Source organism: Pseudomonas sp. V88_4, assembly GCF_029967985.1.
Lineage (GTDB): Bacteria > Pseudomonadota > Gammaproteobacteria > Pseudomonadales > Pseudomonadaceae > Aquipseudomonas > Aquipseudomonas glycinae.
This window is the reverse complement of record NZ_JASCAF010000047.1, coordinates 1-18,125: the sequence shown is the minus strand read 5'-3', so window position 1 is coordinate 18,125 and position 18,125 is coordinate 1. Positions and strand designations below refer to the sequence as shown.

13 protein-coding genes are annotated in these 18,125 nt (G+C 60.7%); 10 read left to right on the top strand and 3 right to left on the bottom strand.

From position 1 onward, the window contains the following. Positions 1-21 precede the first annotated feature (21 nt). Positions 22-360 carry a hypothetical protein gene (locus QLG12_RS25720; RefSeq protein WP_039773037.1) on the top strand — a complete coding sequence of 113 codons (339 nt, stop codon included), beginning with the start codon at positions 22-24 and terminating at the stop codon, positions 358-360. Between the two features lie 46 nt (positions 361-406). On the opposite strand, the gene lapD is transcribed toward QLG12_RS25720, so the two are convergent. Then, positions 407-2,353 (bottom strand): cyclic di-GMP receptor LapD, encoded by a 1,947-nt coding sequence (gene lapD, locus QLG12_RS25715; RefSeq protein WP_197871806.1) that lies wholly within the window; start codon positions 2,351-2,353, stop codon positions 407-409. A gap of 14 nt (positions 2,354-2,367) precedes the next feature. Next, positions 2,368-3,060 (bottom strand): cysteine protease LapG, encoded by a 693-nt coding sequence (lapG, locus tag QLG12_RS25710; protein WP_064382647.1) that lies wholly within the window; start codon positions 3,058-3,060, stop codon positions 2,368-2,370. 193 nt (positions 3,061-3,253) lie between these two features. On the opposite strand from lapG, the gene QLG12_RS25705 reads away from it, so the two are divergent. The 5 genes from QLG12_RS25705 to QLG12_RS25685 all read left to right on the top strand — a co-directional run bounded on the left by QLG12_RS25705 (position 3,254) and on the right by QLG12_RS25685 (position 10,314). After that, on the top strand, positions 3,254-3,964 hold the full coding sequence (locus QLG12_RS25705; RefSeq protein ID WP_197871805.1) for a GntR family transcriptional regulator: 711 nt from the start codon (positions 3,254-3,256) through the stop codon (positions 3,962-3,964). A gap of 756 nt (positions 3,965-4,720) precedes the next feature. Next, positions 4,721-5,494: a DUF3050 domain-containing protein gene (locus QLG12_RS25700; protein ID WP_197871804.1), complete on the top strand. Its 774-nt coding sequence runs from the start codon at positions 4,721-4,723 to the stop codon at positions 5,492-5,494. Beyond that, entirely contained in the window at positions 5,491-6,420 is a 930-nt protein-coding gene (locus tag QLG12_RS25695) for a diiron oxygenase (RefSeq protein ID WP_197871803.1), read from the top strand. Before QLG12_RS25700 ends, QLG12_RS25695 begins: the two co-directional genes overlap by 4 nt. A 13-nt stretch (positions 6,421-6,433) precedes the next feature. Next, a complete protein-coding gene (locus tag QLG12_RS25690; RefSeq protein ID WP_282475441.1) occupies positions 6,434-9,823 on the top strand; it encodes an amino acid adenylation domain-containing protein in 3,390 nt (1,129 codons plus the stop codon). A gap of 23 nt (positions 9,824-9,846) precedes the next feature. Next, the gene (locus QLG12_RS25685) at positions 9,847-10,314 is read left to right on the top strand and encodes an SRPBCC family protein (RefSeq protein WP_197871799.1); all 468 of its coding nucleotides are present in this window, start codon (positions 9,847-9,849) and stop codon (positions 10,312-10,314) included. A 147-nt stretch (positions 10,315-10,461) separates the two neighbouring features. On the opposite strand, the gene QLG12_RS25680 is transcribed toward QLG12_RS25685, so the two are convergent. Beyond that, positions 10,462-12,342: a methyl-accepting chemotaxis protein gene (locus QLG12_RS25680; RefSeq protein WP_282475440.1), complete on the bottom strand. Its 1,881-nt coding sequence runs from the start codon at positions 12,340-12,342 to the stop codon at positions 10,462-10,464. A 311-nt stretch (positions 12,343-12,653) separates the two neighbouring features. Between QLG12_RS25680 and QLG12_RS25675 the strand changes: the two genes are divergently transcribed. From QLG12_RS25675 to QLG12_RS25660, 4 genes are all read left to right on the top strand, one after another. Further along, positions 12,654-13,154: a sigma-70 family RNA polymerase sigma factor gene (locus QLG12_RS25675; RefSeq protein ID WP_282475439.1), complete on the top strand. Its 501-nt coding sequence runs from the start codon at positions 12,654-12,656 to the stop codon at positions 13,152-13,154. Then, on the top strand, positions 13,154-14,155 hold the full coding sequence (locus QLG12_RS25670; protein WP_282475438.1) for a FecR family protein: 1,002 nt from the start codon (positions 13,154-13,156) through the stop codon (positions 14,153-14,155). Before QLG12_RS25675 ends, QLG12_RS25670 begins: the two co-directional genes overlap by 1 nt. Before the next feature lie 87 nt (positions 14,156-14,242). Then, complete coding sequence (locus QLG12_RS25665) at positions 14,243-16,744, top strand: TonB-dependent siderophore receptor (protein ID WP_282475437.1); 2,502 nt, start codon at positions 14,243-14,245, stop codon at positions 16,742-16,744. Between the two features lie 76 nt (positions 16,745-16,820). Beyond that, on the top strand, positions 16,821-17,999 hold the full coding sequence (locus tag QLG12_RS25660; protein ID WP_282475436.1) for a PepSY domain-containing protein: 1,179 nt from the start codon (positions 16,821-16,823) through the stop codon (positions 17,997-17,999). The last annotated feature ends 126 nt before the right edge of the window (positions 18,000-18,125 follow it).

Here is an 18,125-nt window from a genome sequence, read left to right as displayed (position 1 = left end):
TCCATTTCCGAGGGATGCTCAATGTTTTACGTGCAACGCGATGCGCAGGGTCAGTTGATTCGCGTGGAAGCTGCGGCCTACGCCGAGGCCACGGAAACGCTGCCGGCCGACCACCATGAAATCCAGGCCTGGTACGCCAACGAGGCCGTGGAGAACAGCCTCAAACAGCTCAAGCAGAGCGACCTGGAAATGATCCGGGTACTCGACGACCTGATTCAGGTATTGACCCAGAAAGGCGTGATCCGCGTCACCGACTTGCCGCCGGCGGCCCAGGCCAAGTTGATGGACCGGACCCAGGCGCGGGAAGCGCTGGGCGGGTTGAGTCAGTTGATCGATGAGGATGAGGGCGGGTTGATCTGATTTGCCTACAGTCGATCGTTCCCACGCTCTGCGTGGGAGCGATCAGTCAGCTCCAGGGCTTGGGCTCACCGAACAGCTGCCCCTGAACCCCATACAACCCCATCTCGCGGATCACCGACAATTCCCCTTCCGTCTCGACTCGCTCGGCAATCAGCGGCAGATCGATGCTGTGCGCCGCACGCTGGATCGCTTCGATGAACAGGCGCTTGTCGCTTTCCTGATCGATCGCCCGGATGTAGCTGCCGTCGATCTTCAGGTACGCCAGCCCCAGCCGCGCCAGGTTGCCGATCATGCTGAAGCGTCCGCCGAAGCGCTGCAGGCTCAGGGAGAATCCAAGCTCGCGCAGGCGCCGGGTCAACTGTTCCAGCACGGCTTGCTCCGGCAATTGTTCCTCGCCGATTTCCAGGGTCAGGCGTGCACCGAGGTTGGAATGTGCCCGCAGAATCTCGAACACTTTGTTCAACGCCTGCGGATCAGCCAGGGTCGCCGAGGACAGGTTCAGCGCCAGGGATTCTTCATGTCCGGCCATCTGCTCCAGCACCCGCTCGAGCATCAACCGGTCCAGTCGCGCGGTCCAGCCGAAGCGCTCAAGCCACGGCAGGAAGCGCCCGGCGGGAATGGTCTGGCCCTGCTCGTCGAGCAAGCGCGACAGCACCTTGTAATGCAGCACCAGTTGCGTGTCCTGCGCCGCCACCACCGGCTGGAAGAACAGCTCGAAACGCCGCTGGTTCAGCGCCTGATCGAGCAAGCGATGCCAGGCGTGGTGATCGTCACCGACGTCTGCCACCAGGCTCTGATCGAGGCACGCCCAGTTCTGCTCGCCCTGCCCTTCGGCCTGGGCCAGCGCCTGATCGCCGAGACTGAGGACCGCTTGCGGCGAATCGCCGTGAGCGAACGGTGCCAGGCCGATAGAAGCCACGGCGGCCACGTCGGTGGCGCCTGTCGCGTGCAGGCTGCTCAGGGCACTGTCGAGATTCTGCGCCAGTTGCAGCGCCTCTTCGCGGGTCAGCCCCGGCGCCAGCACGGCGAATTCACCACCACGGATACGGGTGACGAGGTTCTGGGTTTCCGGGTATTTGGCGCACTCGCGGGACAGCTGCTCGCCGACCGCTTTCAACAATTCATCGGTGCGCTGACCACCAAGGCGCTGGTTCAGGCCAGCCAGATCCTTGACCCGCAACAGCAGCAGATAACCGGAACTGGCCTGCTCCGGGTTGCTCACCCGCGCATTCAGTTGCATCTCGAAATAACGCCGGTTGGCCAGCCCGGTGAGGTTGTCCTGATAGGACTCGGTGCGCAGTTTTTCACTGCGTTCGGCCTGCTCCTGGAACAGCGCCTTGAGCTTCTCGACCATCTGGTTCATCGCCAGCACCACACGGCGCAATTCAGGCGTACGCGGCAGGTCCGGCAGGCTGAGGAACTCACGACGGGCGATGGCGTGGGATTGCTTGACCATGTAATCGAGCGGCTTCAATTGCCGACGCAGCAACAGCGCGCCCAGCACCGCACTCACCGCGCCGCAGACCAGCAGCCAGCCAAGGCTGCCGAGTGCGCTCTGCCAGAGCTTGGCCAAGGCGAACATCGGATGGCTGACCACCTCGACCCGCGCCGCCTGCTCCCAGCCACGGCTGACCAGCGCATCGCCACCGGCCGGCTCCAGGCCGATCAGCTTGACGAACCAGTCCGGAACGTTGGTGACCGCCGGAATGCCGTTGCGCTCGACGATGGTCTGGTCGGTCTTCAGGTCGACCACGCGGATGCTCGAGTAGTAACCGCTGTCGAAGATTGAGCTGACCAGCAGCTCGACCATCGCCGGGTCATCGATGTTCGGCGTCAACGACAGCGCCAGCGCCGTGGCCGCATCCTGGGCGTGGGAGCGCAACTGGTTGACGTACTGGGTGCGCGAGCTCTCCAGACTGACCATGAAGCTGCCGGTGAAGGCGACCACCAGGAACAGACAGATAGCGATCAACAGCTGTTTGAACAAAGACATCTGAGCGCGTGCTCCTAGTTAGTCGTCTCGACCGGAAATCCTTCGGCCTGCATTTTCTTCAACACATCCTGCCAGCGTGACAGGCGTTTGGTGTCACCGACCTTCTTGTTGCCCTTCGCTCCCGGCAGGTACAACCCTTCGGCATTGAAAGAGTAGACCGGCAGCAAATCGGTCCGCTCGGCGGCCGGCTTGATCGGGTCGATCAGGCTGTCGAGCACCAGCGGCATGGCGTCAGGGCTGGAATAGTAAGTCAGGACCATGTGCGCGCGGTTCTGGCGCAGGGCCTTGACGTAGGTGATGCGCAACTTGTCACTGGCCACACCGAGGTGGCGCAGGCTGAAATACTTGGCGATCGCATAGTCTTCGCAGTCGCCGGCGCCTTTCCACAAGGCTTCGATGGGGGTTTCCCAATAATCGACCTCGTGCCACAGATCGATGTCTTCGACGTAGCGCATCTGTTTGTTGAAAAACAGGTTCACCACCTTGAGCTTTTCCATCTCGCTGACCTGCTTCTGCGTGGCCAACAGATTCTGCCAGGCGTCGATCCGCTGTTGCCCGGCGCCCAATGGCCCGTATAGCGCCGTGGCTTTGCGGCTGATCGCGGAAAAATCCCAATCGGCATGCAGGCCGCCCAGCATAATGCCGGCCAGCAGCAGCGCGCCGGCAAGCCAGCGCGCAATCCGTGGGATCGCGAAACGTACCGCCAATGCAAGGCATCCAGGGTAGAGAGGAAAGCGCTTGATGGTGAAGGTTAGCCCAGCAAAAAACAATGGCATCCTGAGATCATCGCTGGCGCGCTAAACTTCAGATGTGACAGGGTTCTTCTACACGGTTTGACAACCTGTAGAGCAATCACTAGTGTCCTTTGGATCCAAATCCGCAGTCATAGGGTGTGCAGTTGTGACCCAGAAGCCCAAGCCACTCCACAGCATCAAAGTCGACGGCCCGATTCCCGCGCATCTGGCGCGCTCGGTCATTGAAGAAACCCTGCGCGCCGCGATTCTCGACGGCCGCCTGCCCTGCGGCACCGCCGTGCGCCAGCAGGATCTGGCCGACCTGTTCGGTGTCAGCCGCATGCCGGTGCGCGAAGCCTTGCGTCAGCTTGAGGCACAGGGCCTGCTCAACGTCACTGCCCACAAGGGCGCCGTGGTCGCGCCGTTGATCCAGGGCGATGCAACGGAAACCTATGAGCTGCGCATCCTGCTGGAGTCCGAAGCGCTGCGCCAGTCGATCCCGCTGCTGACCCCGGCCGACCACGAGCGCGCCGCCAGCTTCATCGAAGAGCTGGAAAACGAACACGACTACACCGAAATCGGTCGGCTAAACCGTCTGTTTCACATGGCGCTCTACAGCAAGGCGCCCAATGGCCGGCTGTTGCGGCTGGTGGAAGACGGCTTGAATGAAGAAGAACGCTTCCTGCGCTTCAACCTCGAGGCCATGGGCCTGGGCAAACTCTCCCAAGACGATCACCGCGCGCTATTGCAGGCGGTGAAAGAGTGTGACACCACGCACGCCGTGACACTGCTGGAGCAGCACCTCAATCGCGGCGTCGAGGTGATCACCCGTTACCTCGCCAGCTCCGCCGCCCAAAGCCGCAAAGCGGCGCACTGAATCCTCCCTCCCGGGTGAGCCTCCACTCACCCGGCGAATAACCCGCTTACAAATCCCCCCTCCGCTCGCGGTCATTTGCCGTGGCACATCGACGCCTGCGCTCTAACCTCCCTTCTGCTTTGAACAGCCCGGAATTTGCACCGCAAGGAAGTCATTTTCGACGATAGCCGCGGCGCCGATTTACGCGCACCCTTGAATCGCCAACCCAATATAGAACGGGGACGCGCCGCCCCGGCAGCAGTCCCCGCACCAGGAACCTACGGAAGGAGCCTTGTCACGGGAACAGGAAGAAACGGCGCCGTTACAGCCCGACTTCATCCCCTCATATCTATTCAATTAATTAATTTAAAAGTTACTTCGAGTGAGGCATTCACTCTTGTCGTTCAATTTTGGCCCTTAACCGCCGGAAGGAGTAACTACGCCCAAATAAAACTTAACTTACAAGTTTTATCAGACCCACTCACACTTCAAAAACAGCCAACTAAAAATAATTAAAAATAAACTTGTTAAGTTGTTTTGCGATGTATTAGTTTTTCTTCGCCGAGCTTGGATCCGAAATCACAAACCCGGCGCAACCTTGCAGTACGGCCTCGTTTTTGACGGCTTTTACCGTCCTCCGCTGTCCCGGGCCCTTCAGACATTGCCTGTTTTCATCGAATCCGAATGAGGCTGTCGTTCGCCTGGAGAAACTTGTTCACCGTAGTTAGCAAATGGTTGAAAAATCCCTATTCCCCTATTAGCCAGAGTCTCGCAACCATGCCAACCAAAGAGCAACTTACACTCAAAAAAGCCGAACTTAGCGTTCACCCAATCTTCTCTGAAATCGATTCACTGGCGACATTGCGCCGGTTCATGGAGTCCCATGTATTTGCCGTCTGGGACTTCATGTCACTGACCAAGCGTCTGCAGCAGGAACTGACCTGCACCCGTCTGCCGTGGTTGCCACCACGGGACTCGCACGCCGCACGACTGATCAACGAAATCGTGCTCGGGGAAGAATCTGACGATCGGCTGTCACACGGGCATTACAGTCACTTCGAACTGTACCTCGATGCGATGCGCGAAGTCGGTGCGGACACGACAGCCGTGGAACGCTTCGTCACGCTGCAGCAGGAAGGCGTGAGTTACGACGTCGCCCTGCAAAGCGTCGAGGTCGATCCGGCGGCGGCGCGGTTCGTCCGTGACACGTTGCACACCGCGCTGCATGCGCCGGGGCACAGCGTGGCTGCCGCATTCCTGCACGGCCGCGAGAGCGTGATCCCGACCATGTTCCAGCGCATGCTCGATGCCTGGGGCATCGGCGTCGAACAGGCGCCGACCTTCCGCTACTACCTGGAGCGACACATCGAAGTCGACTCCGAAGACCACGGCCCGGCCGCAGAGCAACTGCTGGACCGACTGGTGGACGGCGACCCGCAGCGCGAAGCCGAGGTCTACGCCAGCGCCATCGCCGCCGTGGAAAGCCGCATCGCCCTGTGGGACGGCCTGCGCCTGAGCATGCGCGAACCGCTGGCGGAGGTGGCCCAATGAATGCCGCCGACTATCAGTCTTTCGCCGATGCCTGGGAAAGCCGCGCGACCATCCGCACCCGGCCACGCCGCGTGCTGGAGGACGATGCGCGGCTGATCTATCCGCTCAGCCGCCAGCCGTTGGTGCTCAGCGAAACCTTCCTGCGCGAATGCCCGCAGCAGCGTGATTTCGCCCTGGTGCAGACGCTGTACAAATTCATCAACGACGTGGTGATTTTCGAGACCGAGATCGTCGACAAGACCGCCCGCAGCATCGCCAAGAACCGCTTCGCCGTGGCCTTCCCGTTCGCCTGTCGCTACGACGCCATGACCGTGGTGGTGGACGAGGATTACCACGCGCTGGTGGCGATGGATTTCATGCAACAGACCGTGGCCATGACCGGCATCGAGCCGATCGAGCTGCCGAATGAAATCGAACTGAGCCGGGCGATTCCGGCCGCCGTCGAACTGGCCCCGCCACACTTGCGCAGCGCCGTGGAACTGATCTGCGTGGCCATCGCCGAGAACACCGTGACTGGCGACGTCGCGGCGTTCGCCCGGGACGACACGGTCAAGCCGTCGATCAAGGGCCTGATGGCTGATCACTTGCTCGATGAGGGACGGCACTCGAGTTTCTGGGCGCGGATGGTGCGCATCTACTGGCACACCGCGAGCGACGCGGACCGCGACTGCATCGCGCAGATCCTGCCGGTGTTCATCGGCCATTACCTGACCAACGACATCCAGAAGTCTTTCGACCTGCGCCTGATCGACGCCCTGCCGGTCAACGACGCCACCCGCCGCGCACTGAAAGACGAGATGGCCGGGCTGGCCTTCCCGATCAATCGCCACCACCCGCTGGTGGGCAACATCGTGCGGTTTTTTCACAACAGTTCGCTGCTCGACACACCGTGCGTGCAGCACGCCCTGCGCGACTACCTGGTTTGACAAGGAGGCTGACATGAGACGTCTCGACATTTTCCTGAGGGGCCGCAGCCAGGCCTTGACCGACCTGGCGCAGGAGCTGGAACAACACGGTCATTCATTGCTGACAGAGATTGCTGTGTCGGTGGACCTGGTGATCGATGACGGCAGTCTTGCGCCGCAGGATCACGGCCCGACACCGCACCTGAACTTGCGTCTGGGTATCGGTGCAACGGGCGTCGGCGGTTTGCCGGTGCTTGATCTGCTGTGCGTGTGCAACACGACACTGCTGAGCCGCGTGCCCATCGCCGACGAACCGTCCGGCAACGGTCAGGCGCTGCGCCTGCGAACACTGGCGCAGGTGGTGGACGAAGTGGCGCTGCTGGTCAGTCGTTTTTCCCGCGATGCCGAGTATTTCCAGCACGCGACAGCGGCCCGTGCGCCGGACTTCGAGCAGGTGGAAAATCTGCTGTTTCTCGACGGCCTGGCTTACGTCCATCGCCTTAATGCCACGGCCAATCCGGGGCTGCTGCAACAGGCGCAGAGTCCCGTGATCGAGCGGCTGCAACAGAGTCTGATCGAGCACGCTGAACGCCCGGCGCTGCACCTCGCCGAGCAGTCGATCAGCTACCGCCAGTTGCATGATCACAGCCGTGCAATCCAGCAACGCTTGCTGGCAATGCTGGAAACACGACCGCAACCGTGGGTGGTGGGGATTTGCCTGCCGAAATGCGATGCGCTGTTTGCTTCGATCCTGGCAATTCTCGGCAGCGGCGCGGTGTATTTGCCGCTGGAACCGAGTCATCCGCTTCAGCGCCAGCAGTACATTCTGGAAAACGCCGGGGCGGTGCTGTTGCTGCACGACGGCGAACACCCGCTGAGCGGTTCGATGCCGGGGCTGGATGTCAGCAGCATCGACAGCACTGACGCCGACCTGTCGCAATCTTTGATGCGCCAGCGACCGGCGCTCGACGCGCCGTGCATGGCGCTCTACACCTCGGGCACTACCGGGCATCCGAAGGGTGTGTTGCTGAGCCAGGCGAACCTCGCGCACTTCACCGCGTGGTACGCCGACTATGTGCAGCTGCGGGCCGAGAGCCGGGTGCTGCAGTTCTCGTCGCTGAGTTTTGACTCGTCGCTGATCGACATTTTCCCGACCTTGCTCGAAGGCGCGGAACTGGTGGTGCCCGACGACAACCAGCGCCGCGATCCGCTGCAACTGGTGGCGCTGATTCGCCGTCGGCAACTGACCCACGCGTTCCTGCCGCCGGCGCTGTTGAGCATCCTGCCGCTGGAACAACTGCAAAGCGTCGGGCAAATCATGACTGGCGGCGACGTCTGCGAGCCGTTCGTGATCGAGCAACTGACCCGCCAAGGCAAGCTGCACAACCTCTACGGCCCGACCGAAGCCACGGTGCTGATTACCGCGCGGCAACTGCAACCGGGCGACAGCAATCGCACCCTCGGCGGGCCGATTGCCAACAGTCAGGTGTTGATACTCGATGACGACCTGCAACCGGTGCCGGAGCAAACGGTGGGCGAGCTGTTCATCGTCGGCCCCGGCGTGTGCCTGGGTTACCTGAACAATCCGCAGCAGACCGCCGAGCGCTATCTGGACCTGGCGTTGCCGGACGGCCAGCGTCTGCGCGCCTACCGCAGCGGCGACATGGCCAAGTGGGGCGAGGATGGCATCGAGCTGTGCGGGCGCCGCGACAATCAGGTGAAGATCCGCGGTTTCCGGGTCGAGCCGGAAGAGATCGAACGCTGCCTGCGCGAGAGTCAGCTGTATCGGCAAATCGCGGTGGTGATCGACAGTCAGCGGCGAATTCTGGCGTTCCTCGCCCAGCCGCAATCGGATGCCGCGCGCGAGTCTTTGAAAGCTCACGCGCAGCAGTTTTTGCCCGACTACATGCAACCGGTGGCATGGACGGAACTGCCGAACATGCCGTTCGCCGCCAACGGCAAAGTCGACCGCAAGGCCTTGCTGGAACTGCCGGTCAGCGTGCAGGACAGCGGCCCGAAATGCCAGCCGGCCAACGCCGACGAAGCGCTGCTGCTGGAGATCTGGAGCGAGTTGCTGGAACTGCCGACCAGCGATATTTCCACCGACGAAAGCTTCTTCAATCTCGGCGGTCACTCGATTCTGCTGTCGCGCATGCTCCTGCGGCTGCGGGAGGAATTCGGTCGCAGCATTTCGATCAATCGCTTCATCGAACTGCCGACCATCGCCAAGCTCGCCACCCTGGTGCGCGGCACCGATGACAGCGCGGTGCTCAGCGCCCAGGCGATGGCCGACGCCGAACGAGCGCTGGACATCGAGCCGTTGCCGATCAGCCGCATGGGCGATGTGCACAAGGTGATCGTCACCGGCGCCAACAGTTTTGTCGGTGTGCACATCGTCGAAGCGCTACTGGGATGGGGCGCCAGCGAGGTGGCGTGTCTGGTGCGCGATGGCGGCGGGCAAACCGCGGCGCAGCGCTTTGCCCAAGCGCTGCGCGAGAACCGGCTGGAGCATCTGGACCTGAGCCGGGTGCGGGTCTATTCGGCGGACATCAGCCGGCCGCAACTGGGCTTGGCCGATGACGATTTCGAGCGACTGGATAGCGAGTTCGGCGCCTTGGTGCACAACGCTGCCAACGTCAATCACGTGCTCGATTACGAGTCGTTGGCGGCGGACAACGTAGAGCCGATTTTCGAACTGCTGCGGCTGTGCGAAGGGCGCAGCAAGAAGGTGTTCAATTTCGTCTCGACGCTGTCGGCCTCCAGCACCGTCGACGACGCAGGCCGGGTGCTGGAACTGCCCGCCGCACCGACGCCGCCGATCTACATCCGCAACGGCTACAACCTGTCGAAATGGGTCGGCGAGCGAATCCTCGAACGGGCCCGGGAGCGTGGGGTGCGGGTCAATCTGTATCGGCCCGGCAACATCAGTTTCAACAGCCTCAGCGGCGTCTGCCAGCCGCACAAGAACCGATTGATGCTGATGCTCAAGGGCTCGATCCAGCTCGGTCAGGTGCCGGCCTTCGCGCTGAATTTCGACCTGATGCCGGTGGACTTTCTCGCCCGTTTCATCGCCTTCCACGCCAGCCGTTACTCGGCCGAACGGGCGGTGTTCAACCTGCATAACCCGGAGCCTCTGAGCTGGGATGCCTACGTCGCGTCGTTCCGCGAAACCGGCAGCGAGTTTTCGCTGGTCAGCGTCGCCGACTGGCAACAACAACTGGGCCGGGTCGATGCCGACAACGCGCTGTTCGGCGTGCTCGGTTTCTACCTCAACGGCTTTGAGGAAGACATCGGCGACATCTCCCTGATCGGCCACGCCAACGCCCAGGCCGGCGTGCAGCAGATGGGCGCGCACTACCCGGAAAAATCCCCGGCGCTGCTGCGTCGCGGCTGCGACTACCTGAAAGAAATCAACTTCATCTGACTCATCAACCAAGGAGCAACACCATGAGCAATCTGCAACCCGACACCCTGATCAAAAACCCTCACGGCTGCCACGTATTGTCTTCGGTGGAAGTACCGGTGGACGCCAAACAGGTGTGGGCAGTAGTGGGCAAATTCGACGGTTTCGACCGTTTCATTCCGGCCCTGTCGCACATCGAAATGACCGGCGAAGGCGTGTCTTCGCTGCGCAAGAAGTTCTTCAAGGATGGCAACGTCGTGGTCGAGCAACTCAACTCCCGGGACGACCAGGCGCTGAGCATGACCTGGACCACGATCTACAACACCCTGGGCGTGGCCAATCTGTGGGCGGCGATGAATGTGGAATCGCTGGGCGCGGGCAAGTCGCGGGCAACCTGGACGATCATTGCCGAGCCGGCCAGCGGTGGGCCCGAGGCGCTGCCGGGATTCAAGGATTTCGTTCAGGGATTCGCCGATGATGCGATGGGCAATGTGCTGAAGTTGTTTGTGTAAGGCTTCAGTTCTGCGGTGATTGAGCCACCGCTATCGCTGGCAAGCCAGCTCCCACAGGTTCCCGATCGATCACAAATGTTGTGTGCGCCGAAAATCCTGTGGGAGCGGGCTTGCCCGCGATGAACGATAACGCGGTCTGACTTGATGTCAGATCTTGAAGCTGTCGACCAGCTGTTTCAAACGGTTGGCCTGCTGCGACAACGCATCGCAATCCTTCAACGTTTCATTGAGGTTGGCCACGCTCTGCTGGTTCAGCAGGTTGATCTGGTTGACGTCGACATTGAGGGTTTCCACCACCGCAGTCTGTTCTTCTGTGGCCGCTGCCACCGACTGGTTCATGCCGTCGATTTCGCCGATGCGCTGGGTCACGCTGACCAGTCGCAGACCGGCCTGGTTCGCCACTTCAACGGTTTCCTCGCTGGACGCCTGACTGGCGTTCATGGTGGTCACCGCTTCGCGGGAGCCGACCTGCAGCGAAGTGATCATCTTGTGGATTTCTTCCGCCGATTCCTGAGTACGGTGAGCAAGGTTACGCACCTCGTCCGCCACCACCGCAAAACCGCGCCCGGCTTCACCGGCACGGGCCGCTTCGATGGCCGCGTTGAGCGCCAGCAGGTTGGTCTGCTGGGAGATGCCTTTGATCACATCGAGAATGTGGCCGATGTTGTCGGTGCTCGCATTCAGGGTTTCGATCTGGGTGCACGACAGGCTGATCTTCTGTGACAGCTCGGTCATGGCCTGAATCGTCTGCTCGACCACCTGACGACCGTCATCGGCCTGCTCGCTCGCGCCACTGGCGTGTTGCGAAGCGTCGGCGGCGTTGCGGGCGATTTCCTGAGTGGCGGCACCCAGTTGATTGATCGCCGCAGCCACGCTGTTGGTGCGTGCGCTTTGCTCGTCGGAGCCGATGATCGAGGCGTTGGACGATGCCATCACCCGTTGCGACAGGTCGTGTACGTGACGGGTCGCGGAAGACACTTCGGAAATCGAGGCGTGAATCCGCTCCACGAACTGGTTGAACGAACTGCCCAGCTCGCCGAACTCGTCCTTGCTTTCCACGACCAGACGACGGGTCAGGTCACCTTCACCCTGGGCGATGTCCTGCATCGCGCGGCCCATGGTGATCAGCGGACGCATCAGGACGGTGATCAGCAGGCTCAGGAACACTGCAATCGCGCCCACCGCGACGAACATCGCGATCACTGCCGAAGTACGGAACTGGCTGAGTGCGGCGTAGGCCTTGTCGCGGTCGATCGACAGACCGATGTACCACTCGGCATTCGGCAGACCCGTGACCGGGGTGAACGACAGGATGCGTTCCTGGCCGTTGAGCACCACGTTCTGATTGCCCTTCTCGATGCGCACACCAGCGTTCGGGTAGATGTCCTTGAGGTTCTTCATCACCTGGTCTTTGTCCGGGCTGACGATTACCTGACCGTCACCGCTGACCAGGAACGCGTGGCCCAGGCCACCGAAGTCCACCGAGTTGATGATCTTTACAAGGGTTTCCAGGCTCAGGTCACCGCCCACTACGCCGAGCAGTTCGCCGTTCTTTTTCACCGGCATGGCGATGGTCACCACCAGACCGCCAACGGCAGCCATGTATGGCGGGGTCAGCATGGTCTGGTCAGCGGCCACGGCCTGCTTGTACCACGGGCGCTGACGCGGGTCGTAGCCATCCGGCATCTTCGCGTCAGGGCGCTGGGTGAACACACCGTTGGCCTGGCCGACGTAGGTGAACTGGAAGTTCGAGGTGAAGGCCGGTTGATCGACCAGGCCCGGGAAGTCGGCGTTCTTGCCTTGATGAGCGACGTTCTGTGCGAGGTTTTCCAGTACCAGAATCCGCCCGCTCATCCAGTTCTGCACACTGCTGGCGGTCAGGTCACCGGCCTGCTGGACCGAGGACTGGAGGTTCTGGCGAATCGTATTTCGCTGCAGATAGTCGTTGTACAAAGTGAACAGCGCGAACGCCAGGACCACAACGCCCGAGGCGGCCAGCAGGATTTTATGGCTGAACTTGAGATTCATTTCATGGGACTTCTTATGCGAAAAGTGGGGATGCGTTCCGGATGCAACATTCCATGTACAGCGCAGGCAGCGTTCTGACGGCTGCTCTAATTTGGTGCACGCATGTCTCACCAGTCTGTCGGCACGCTTAGGAGAAAACTTAGGGCTTTGTGGGAAATGGACGACATTTCTGCCAGATTCCCGCCGAACGGCGTATTAGAGCGGTCGCCTTGGCCTTTTTGATGACCGTTTTGCACCGCAGGTTGCAAATTCCGCAACCCTTGATGACAATGCGACTAATTATCATTTGTGACGTTCGGGCTGTCGCATTCATGTCCTCACCTGAGTTTGCAGTACAGGCGCTTTACAGTAGTCATCACGGGTGGCTCAACGGCTGGTTGCGCGCGCGACTGGGCAATGCCGCCGATGCGGCGGATCTGGCTCAGGACACGTTCGTGCGCCTGCTGCAGCGCACCGAGCGTCGGGAGCTCAAGGCACCTCGCGCATTCTTGCGCACGATTGCTCGGGGCTTGGTGATCGATCATTGGCGCCGTGAAGAAATTGAACGCGCCTATCTGGAAACCATCGCCCATTTGCCTGAAGCCGAAACCCCGAGTGCCGAATCCCGCGCCTTGGTGATCGAACTGCTCGAAAGCATTGCCCGCATGCTTGAAGGCTTGAAGCCGAAAGTGCGTCAGGCGTTTCTGCTGGCTCAGTGCGAAGGTTTGACCCACAAGCAGATCGCCGAGCAGATGGGCCTGTCTCTGCGCTCGGTGGAACGCTACGTCGCCGACGCCCTGTTTCACTGCTACGTGTTGCGGTACGAAAGCTGATGCCGGTGGATAACCTCTCGCTTGGCCGACGCGCCGAGCCACCGCAGCAAGTCGTCCGACAGGCCATCCATTGGCTCCTGCGCCTGCGTAATAACAACGGCAACCCGCGCCTGAATCGCCAGTGCGAACAATGGCGCGCCGAGCACCATGATCACGAACTGGCCTGGCAACGGGTGCAGTCTCTGCAAGCTGAACTGACCCAGAATCTGCGCGCCGTGCCCGGTGCGCAGGTGGCATTCAACACGCTGGAAAACAGTGCGCAGGGGCTGGGGCGACGTCAGGCATTGAAGCTGTTGTCCGGCGCGCTGTTGATGGGCTCGGCGGGATGGCTGGCCAGGGACACGTCCGCCTGGCAACAGTGGAGCGCCGACTACGCCACCGCCACCGGCGAACGCCGTGGCTTCCAGTTGCCGGACGGCACGCGGATCGAACTCAACACCGCCAGCAGCGTGGATCTCGATTACACCGCACAGCAACGGCTGATCAGGCTGACCCGTGGCGAAATCATCGTCACCTGCGGTGGCGCCGATGAAGGTGCGCCGATTGATCGACCGCTGCGGGTGCAGAGTCGTCATGGCAGTTACGAGCCGTTCAAGGCGCGATTCATTCTGCGCCAGGAAGATGGATGCACGCGCCTGAGCGTCACCAGTGGCCGGGTCGCAATTCACTCCGCAGGCAACTCGACGGAGGCCATCGCCGGTCAGAGCTATCTGGTCGATCAACATCAAATTCGTCCCGCGTCGCCGTTGGACATGGACGCCGGTGCCTGGGTCGACGGGCTGATCGTGACGCGCAACATGCGGCTGGGCGACATTCTCAGCGAAGTCGGGCGGTATCGTCAGGGCTTTCTGAGTTGTGCGTCGGACATTGCGGATCTGCGCCTGTCCGGTGTGTTCCGGCTTGAGGACACCGACAAGCTGCTGGCGATCCTGCCGCAGACCCTGCCGGTGCAAGTGCGCTACCGCACCCGTTGGTGGGTGACGCTGGAGTCTGTGGCCTGAAATTATTTTGGCGGGTTTTCGCGGCAAGTCCGGCTTAGTCAGTAAGCACTTCAACTCAGCCATCGCGACTGCCTACGGAAACCGACAATGACTGCGCGCGTTATCTGTAAGAACCCTCTGAATTTCTCTGACGAATCGGGCCTGTTGCGCCACGCTATTCGGGCGGCGCTGTTTTCGACCGCATTGGGCATTGGCGTATTGCCAAGCCTGAGCCTCGCGGCCGATGCCAGCGAGGTCGGCAGCCATCGCTACAACATTGCCGCCGGACCGCTGGGCGATGCGCTGAACCAGTTCGCACGCCAAGCCGGCATCACCTTGTCGATGACACCACAGCAGACTCAAGGCCGACAATCACCCGGCGTGCAGGGCGAGTATTCGACCGATCAGGCGCTGAGTCATCTGCTCGGTGGTTCGGGTCTGGAGGCGGTCAGCCAGGACGGCAGCAGCTATGTGTTGCGCACCATCGCGGAAACCGAAGCGCTGGCCCTGCCGACCACCGACATCAAAGGCTTCGCCCTCGGCAACGCGCTGGGCAGCATGGATGGCTACAACGCGACGCACAGCCAGATCGCCACCAAGACCAGTACCGCGCTGCTGGAAACTTCGCAAAGCGTGTCCGTGGTCACCCGCGAGCAAATGGATGACCAGGGCTCGCAAACCGTGTCCCAGACCATGCGTTACACCCCCGGCGTGCTGACCAATCCTTACGGCGCCACGCACCGTTACGACTATGTGGCGATGCGCGGCTTCAACGATGGTTCGGTGGATAACATTTACCTCGATGGCCTCAAGTCGATGGGCGACAGCGGTACTTACAGTACGATGCAGGTCGACCCGTATTTCCTCGAGCGCGTCGATATTCTGAAGGGCCCGTCGTCGGTGCTCTACGGCCGCAGTTCGCCGGGCGGTCTGGTGGCGCTGACCAGCAAGAAGCCGCTGTACGAGGCTTATCACCAGGTTCAAGCCACCGTGGGTACTCAGGGCCAACGTGGTGTCGGTTTTGACTTCAGCGGACCGGTCGATGACGACAAGCGCATCGCCTATCGTCTGATCGGTTTGACGGATCAGTCCGACACACAATTCGACCACAACAAGGAAAAGCGCTTCGCCCTCGCGCCCACCGTCAGCATCGACTTCAGTGAAGACACGTCCCTGACCCTGCAAGCGTATCTGCAGCATGACCCGGATGGCGGTTACCACGGTGGCGTGCCGGCCGACGGCACGATTCATCAGCGCAACGGCAATCGCATCTCGCCACACTTCTTCGAAGGCGAGCCGAGCATCGATGGTTACTCCCGTGATCAGCAGTCGTTCGGTTACCAGTTCGAACACCGCTTCAACGACGTCTTCACCGCGCGGCAGAATTTCCGCTACCTCGACTCCAAAGTGAATATGGATCAGGTGTACGCCTATGGCTGGACGTCGCCGACCAGCAACGAACTGAATCGCTACTACACCGGCGGTGACGAGCGCCTGCACGCGTTCATCGTCGACAACATGCTCCAGGCCGAATTCTTCACCGGTGCGACCAAGCACACAGTGCTGATGGGGGCGGATTACCAGCGACGCAAAACCGTGGTCGACTGGACCAGTGGCGGCCTGGCGCCGATCAATGCGTTCAACCCGGTGTATGGCAATTCCACTATCACGCCGTACGGCGAAACCAGCTATCTGCGGCGACTGGAGCAGACCGGCGTTTATCTGCAAGACCTGATCGAGATGGACAAGTGGCGCTTCTCTCTGGGGCTGCGTCAGGACTGGGTGGAAACCTCCGACGAAAACCGCATCGCCGAAGCGGGCCGTCCGGTCGGCACCGAGATCAACGATCGACGCACCAAGCTCACTGGCCGTGCCGGCGCGCTGTATCTGTTCGATAACGGCCTCGCGCCGTACGTCAGTTATTCCGAGTCGTTCAATCCGAATTCCTACGCGGACAGCGCCGGCAATCCTCTCGCACCGACTGACGGTACACAGTGGGAAGCAGGCCTGAAGTATCAGCCGCCGGGTACCGACAATCTGTTCACCGCCTCCTTGTTCCACATTGATCAGGAGAACCTGGCGACCAAACTGCCGCAGGAAAACTTCTATCGCGCTGTAGGCGCTGTCCGCTCTCAGGGCCTGGAACTGGAAGCGCACATGCAGTTGACCAATCGCCTGAAAGTTCTGGGCAGCTACACCTTCACCGACATTGAATACTCGAAGTCGATGATCAGCACCTTGGGCACACCGACCAATGTGATCGAGAACAAGGGCAACTCGCCAACTCAGGCTCCGCGGCACATGGCATCGCTGTGGGCCGACTACAAATTCGACAGCGCGGCACTCGATGGACTGCGGTTGGGCGGCGGTGTGCGTTATGTCGGCTATAGCTGGGCGGATGCAGAGAACACCATGAAGGTGCCGTCCTACACATTGTTCGATGCATCAGTCGGTTATGACCTCGGCAAGGTCGGTCTGAAGGGTGTCGACGTACGCCTGAATGCGAACAATCTGACCAACGAATCCTACGTAGCCTCCTGCGCCAGTCTCGACTTCTGCTACATGGGCGAAGAGCGCAACGTCGCCGCCACGGTCAGTTACCAGTTCTAAGCCATTGTCTTGTGCATAAAAAAGCCAGCCCCTGAAATCAGGGGCTGGCTTTGTCGTATCTGAGGGGAAAGTTTCCATGCGTTCGTTTCTGGTTTTGTTGCACCGGTATATCGGGTTGGCCACGGCGGTTTTTCTGCTGCTGGCCGGGATCACCGGGAGCATTCTGGCGTTCAATCATGAGCTGGATGAGTGGTTGAATCCGGAGTTTTACGAGGCGTCGGCCAAGGGAGAACGTCTACCGCCCGGTGAGCTGGTCGAAACGGTGCAATCGGTACATCCGAAGTTGCAAGTCTGGTACATGGAGTACCCGAACGAGGAAGGCCACACGGCAATGCTTGCGACGGTTCCACGTAAAGATCCGGCGACGGGCGAACCGTTTAAAGAACGCAATCAGGTGTTCTACCTCGACCCGGTCAGTGGCGAACAGAAAGGCCAGCGTTACTGGGGCGAGTGCTGTTTCCAGCGTGAGAATTTCGTCCCGTTCATTCTTGAGTTTCACTACAACCTGACCCTGCCCGGTAACTGGGGTTTGCTGTTGATGGGGTTGGTGGCCATCGCCTGGGTGATCGATTGCTTCATCGCTCTCTGGTTGACGTTGCCGCGGGGTAAACCGTTCTGGAAGAAGTGGTCGAGCGCCTGGAAGATCAAAGGCGGGCATGCCTATCGGCTTAACTTCGATCTACATCGGGCGGGGGGCTTGTGGCTGTGGTTGTTATTACTGCCGATCGCCGTCAGCAGCGTAGCGATGAACCTGCCGAGCCAGGTCTTCAAACCAGTGGTGTCGTTGTTTTCTCCGATTGAACCGAGCGTGTATGAAGCCCGAGGGCGAATGCCTGCCGAAGATCTGGGGATCACCCGATTGAGTTATCAACAGGCGTACGAAAGGGCACAGCAGGAGGGAAAAAGGTTGGGGCTGACAGCAGCGATCGGCGAGTTGTATTACAGCTTTGAGTACAACTTCTACGGTGCGGGGTTCGGACAGCATGACACCGAGGCCCACGGCAAATCCTGGTTGTTCTTCCACGGTACGGACGGACGATTATTGGGGCAAGAGATTGCAGGAGAAGGGACGTTGGGAGAGCGGTTTTATCGGTTGCAGTTGCCGATACATGGGGGGCGGATCATAGGCTTCACTGGACAAGTGATGATCGCGATATTGGGTGTTCTGATTGCGGGATTGTCGGGGACTGGCGTCTACATCTGGTGGCGCAAGTGGCGGGCTCGTCAGAGCAGCAAGGCACGCAGAGCGGTTTGAAGACAGATTTCCGGTGTCCCTTGAAACGACAAAACCCCTGTCTGCGTTAGCAAACAGGGGTTTCGGAATTCAATCTTGACGATGACCTACTCTCACATGGGGAAACCCCACACTACCATCGGCGAT

What these genes read in the sequence shown, in the direction of transcription:
- QLG12_RS25660 (WP_282475436.1), top strand. Translation starts at nt 16,821, where the DNA reads ATGCGTTCGTTTCTGGTTTTGTTGCACCGGTATATCGGGTTGGCCACG.
- QLG12_RS25685 (WP_197871799.1), top strand. Translation starts at nt 9,847, where the DNA reads ATGAGCAATCTGCAACCCGACACCCTGATCAAAAACCCTCACGGCTGC.
- QLG12_RS25675 (WP_282475439.1), top strand. Translation starts at nt 12,654, where the DNA reads ATGTCCTCACCTGAGTTTGCAGTACAGGCGCTTTACAGTAGTCATCAC.
- QLG12_RS25720 (WP_039773037.1), top strand. Translation starts at nt 22, where the DNA reads ATGTTTTACGTGCAACGCGATGCGCAGGGTCAGTTGATTCGCGTGGAA.
- QLG12_RS25670 (WP_282475438.1), top strand. Translation starts at nt 13,154, where the DNA reads ATGCCGGTGGATAACCTCTCGCTTGGCCGACGCGCCGAGCCACCGCAG.
- QLG12_RS25695 (WP_197871803.1), top strand. Translation starts at nt 5,491, where the DNA reads ATGAATGCCGCCGACTATCAGTCTTTCGCCGATGCCTGGGAAAGCCGC.
- QLG12_RS25690 (WP_282475441.1), top strand. Translation starts at nt 6,434, where the DNA reads ATGAGACGTCTCGACATTTTCCTGAGGGGCCGCAGCCAGGCCTTGACC.
- QLG12_RS25700 (WP_197871804.1), top strand. Translation starts at nt 4,721, where the DNA reads ATGCCAACCAAAGAGCAACTTACACTCAAAAAAGCCGAACTTAGCGTT.
- QLG12_RS25680 (WP_282475440.1), bottom strand. Translation starts at nt 12,342, where the DNA reads ATGAATCTCAAGTTCAGCCATAAAATCCTGCTGGCCGCCTCGGGCGTT.
- QLG12_RS25665 (WP_282475437.1), top strand. Translation starts at nt 14,243, where the DNA reads ATGACTGCGCGCGTTATCTGTAAGAACCCTCTGAATTTCTCTGACGAA.
- lapD (WP_197871806.1), bottom strand. Translation starts at nt 2,353, where the DNA reads ATGTCTTTGTTCAAACAGCTGTTGATCGCTATCTGTCTGTTCCTGGTG.